This is a genomic window from Frankia nepalensis (genome assembly GCF_016786325.1).
Taxonomy (GTDB): Bacteria; Actinomycetota; Actinomycetes; order Frankiales; family Frankiaceae; genus Pseudofrankia; species Pseudofrankia nepalensis.
On record NZ_JADWYU010000295.1, the window covers coordinates 1 to 4,193 of the forward strand.

The 4,193-nt window shown below is 68.9% G+C and carries 3 protein-coding genes; 2 read left to right on the plus strand and 1 reads right to left on the minus strand.

The genetic code is table 11. From position 1 onward, the window contains the following. Window positions 1-480: 480 nt before the first annotated feature. A complete protein-coding gene (locus I6A81_RS40590; RefSeq protein ID WP_203008008.1) occupies window positions 481-963 on the plus strand; it encodes a hypothetical protein in 483 nt (160 codons plus the stop codon). A gap of 80 nt (window positions 964-1,043) precedes the next feature. Here the strand turns inward: I6A81_RS40590 and I6A81_RS40595 are convergent, their stop codons facing one another. Further along, on the minus strand, window positions 1,044-1,631 hold the full coding sequence (locus I6A81_RS40595) for a hypothetical protein (RefSeq protein WP_238431119.1): 588 nt from the start codon (window positions 1,629-1,631) through the stop codon (window positions 1,044-1,046). Between the two features lie 1,067 nt (window positions 1,632-2,698). Between I6A81_RS40595 and I6A81_RS40600 the strand changes: the two genes are divergently transcribed. After that, complete coding sequence (locus I6A81_RS40600; RefSeq protein WP_203008012.1) at window positions 2,699-3,919, plus strand: lipase family protein; 1,221 nt, start codon at window positions 2,699-2,701, stop codon at window positions 3,917-3,919. Window positions 3,920-4,193 lie beyond the last annotated feature (274 nt).

Here is a 4,193-nt window from a genome sequence, read left to right on the forward strand (position 1 = left end):
GACGGCACCGGCTACGACGTCGTCCCCAACCCGGCCGGCACCGACGACGCCACCCGCAACCGCTGGTGCGGCCACCGACTGGACCAGTAGCCCCGGGCATCGGAACCAGCCGCTGGATCACGCTGTGTCAACGGCCCCGGCCAGCGGCCCAGCGGCCGGATCGACGACGCTCGCGTCAGAAGCCGCCGATGCTCCGGATCCGTTGGCGGCGGCTACCGAGCCCTGCCCAGGCGGACCGTCCCGAGATGGTGGACGCCGTCCGATGCCTTGGCATCGGCGCGGTACGCGAAATACTCCAGGCTTCTGGTTCCCATTGAGAAGTGGAAATGTGTGTATTCCGGACCAGTCTGCCCGCGCCACGGTCGCGAGACCGCGAGGCGAACGAAGATCGCCTTGCCTGGATCCTGTCGGGTGCACCAGGGAGATGGCAGCCCGCCTGGAAAGATGACGATCAATGGGGGAACCTGCGGCAAGGAGCCTGTGATCGAACCAGACGAGACGATGAGCCGGATCGGCCACGGCATGTGGCTGAGCCAACAAGGAGAGCGCGACGCCGCGCGAGGTGTCTTCACCGAGATCTGGAACGACGTCGGCGAGAACGGCGACCCGTTGCATCGCTGCGCGATCGCGCACGCGATGGCCGACGTCCAGGACGACGTGCGCGAGGAACTGGCCTGGGACCTGCGGGCCCTGGAAGCCGCCGATCTGATCACGGACGAACGTGCCGCGCGGGCCGGCGTGGCAGGGCCCGTGGCCGGTTTCTACCCGTCGCTGCACCTCAACCTCGGTGAGTGCTACCGCAGGCTCGGTGACCTCGACACGGCTCGCGAGCACCTCCGGCAGGGCCAGGCCGCCACGGAGGCACTCGGGAACGACGGCTACAGCCAGATGATCAAAATCGGTCTTGATCGGCTGGCGGAACGGCTCGCCTCCGCCGGCCACCAGACCCACCGAAACACCTGAGGGTCACATCACTCAAAAGGGATTTGTGTTGTGTCGCCCCTGCCTGTGCCCGCCGGGCCGGGCCGGTGCGGCGAGGCGGGTCACCATCCGCCGTTGAGAGCGCGCAGGAGCGCTGGTCCCCGGTCGGCCGCGGTGCTCGCGTTTGCCGCCGCGTGGACGATCAGGCCCAGCGTCAGCAACGCGGACAGGACACCGAAAGATCCCACCACGCGTCTCGTTCGCCTGTCGGACGAGGCCGTTCGCGCGAACCTTCTCCACAGCAGCACGCCGGTGCCGAGGAAGGCGGCCGCCGCGATCGCGGCAATCACGGCCATCACCGCGTGGTATCGAGAAAAGTCGGCGATCATCACGTCGATGGCTGGCGGGGTCCGTGCACCCGCGAGCGAGGAGTCAGCCAGTTGTTGGCTGGCCTGGTCGAGCGTGGTGGCGAGCTCCTGGTCGGTCGCGCCTTCCGTCAACATCGGTATCAGCGAGGCGAACGGCGCTAGCGCACCCTGGATGTTGGCCATCACCGCCGCCAGAGAGAGCAGCGCGAGCATCGTCGCGAGAACGCCGGCCGACGCGAGGGCCGCCCGTGCCACGGCCCCGAGGCCGCCTGCCTTCAGAAATGCCTTCCAGACGAGGACGGTCAGCGCGACGAGCACGATCAGCAGGGCCGCGGCGATCACGGCCTTGGCCACGTGGTAGCGGAACCAGTAGTCGACCACCCGCGCGAGGCCCGGGGAGAGATCTCGGTCGCCAGAACGCCAGTACTCGATGAACGCGCTGTGCAGGGCTTTGACGAGGTGGCGGTGGTCGGCGAGGTCGCCGGAAGCGCCGTCTGCCGCCAGCCGGCCGCCCGGCCCGGCCTCGCCGGCAGCTGGCCAAATCCCGTCCTCGGTGCGGCAGCCGGCTGCCGTCGGGTGCCAGGGCAGGCGCGGACCCGGTCAAGAAGATCCGGCGGGGGATCTCCGGCGTTGGTGGAGTCGCCGCCCGGTGGCGTCCGCCGTCGCGGGAGTGCCCGGGCGGCCGCCGCGCGATCGAGGCGCGAAGGCACTTTGGTGCTATCCGGTGCGCCTCGTCGGCGCCTCGCCAGATCCGACGTCGGCGCCCACTCGCCGTGTCCTCCGCGTCTTCCTCCCGCTTGCGTGGCGGTCGGTCATGGCTCTCCCGACCTGGGAGATCGTCTACCTCGCCGAACCGCCGGAAGCCCGTTTCCCCGTCGGGCGACCCCGGATTCCAAGATCGCGGAGGCGGAATGGTGTGGGCGGGTCACGATGTGACGTTGGTCTTGGTGTGGGAAAAGCGCGCCCAACTTGCTACGGTCCGGATCCTACTGACGAGTACTACTTGCCAGTAGGTTGTTGGCGGTGGTGCTCGACACGGGAGGAACCGTGGTGAGACATGCACGCGCGCGGCGACCGACAGATCGCCGCGGTGCCGGCGGACCTCCCGTGATCAGCGGAGGGACGCGAGTTTCGGTGCCGGTTCGCGGGTCAGCCGCCGGACAGGTGCGGCGCACATCGCAGGCACGGCCGCGCCGTCGTCATTGAATGTCGCCGACCATTCGGTGAGCACCCTCGTGAAGCATCGAGGCGTGCGGCGGATGAATCGGTTTCTGTGATGACCTCTGTGCGGTAGCGCGTCGCCCCGGTCCTCTGCCCGCCACCCCTCTTTCCCGGACCCCTCCCGCCCTCAGGGCCGGCCGCGGCCGTTTCCGTGCCGCTGCCAGGACGAAGAAGGAAGGTTCATGGACATGCACGAACACTTATCCAGCCGTGGACTCTGGCCACGAACGCGGATCGGCGTACTCGTGGCGGCGCTGGCCCTCTCCATGCTGAGTGTCGTCCTTCCGGTAGTCAGTGCGACGCCTGCCGCGGCCGCTGTCGAGGGGCCGGCCGGTGACGCCTTCTACCTCCCACCGTCCCCATTGCCCGCGGGAAACCCAGGGGATGTGATCTGGTACCGCAAGCAGGCCTATCTCGGTAATGCGAGCTCGTATCTCGTCCTCTACCTCTCCCGTGACGCCCTGGGGCGGCCGAACGCGGTTTCCGGCACGATTCTCGTGCCGAAGGGAAGGAGCCCGGTCGGCATGCCGATCGTCGCGCTCGCCTCGGGTACCGTCGGCCTGGGCGACGGCTGCGCCCCGTCGAAGAACAGCCTGGTCAGCGTCGCCCAGAACCAGGGCTTCATCGACAAGGCGCTCCAGCGCGGCTTCGCCGTGGCGATGTCCGACTACGAAGGGCTCGGCACCCCTGGGATCCACACCTACGTGGTGGGCCGCTCTGAGGGCCACGCTGTCCTCGACGTGGTCCGTGCCGCCCAGCGGCTGCCTGAGACCGGCCTGAGCACCGCGAACCCCGTTGGCCTGCTGGGCTACTCGCAGGGTGGCGGTGCCGCCGCCTGGGCCGGCGAGCTGCAGCCCACGTACGCGCCGGAGCTGAACCTCAAGGGCATTTCGGCCGGCGGTGTTCCCGCCGACCTGCTCGCGGTCTCCAAGCAACTCGACGGCGGCCTCGGTTTCGCCGTCCTGGCGATGGCCGCGCTGGGGCTCGACGCCGCCTATTCTGAACTGGACCTGGAAAGATATCTCAACACGGCCGGAAAGAAGTTCTTCACCGAGTTCAGTGACGACTGCGTCGAATCGCTCATCATCTACCCCTTCAGGAAGATCAGCGACTACACGACGACCAACCCGCTGACCACATCTGCCTGGATATCCCGCATCAACGAGCAGAAGCTGGGCGCTGTGCCGCCGAAGGTGCCGACCTTCCTGTACCACGCCTGGCCGATCGATGAACTGGTCGCACGCCCACAGGGCGTGGCGTTGAAGGACACGTACTGCGCGGCGGGTGCACCCATCCGCTGGAAGGACTATCTCGGGGAGCACGCCACCGTCATCTTCACGTCCCAAAACGACGCCGTGAGCTTCCTCGCCGACCGTTTCGCCAACGTTCCCTTCAGGCGGTCCTGCTGACATAGGGGGCCGGGCGGCCAGCGTCGTCCGCACGGTGTACCGGGCCGACAACACCGGCGGCCCGGTACACCGCCAAACGCCGCCGAACCGTGACGTGCGCGTGCGGGCTGCTTGCTCTGGCCAGCAACGGCGTCCCACGCGGTTTCCTGTGGGCGATGGGGCCGGGGGGGGGGGGGGGGCGGGGCCCCCCCCCCCCCCGCGCCGACCCCGCGGCGGTCGCCGACGCGCTCGCGCCGGTTCCCGCGTGGGTCGAGCGCCTGGGTGACCCGGGCGC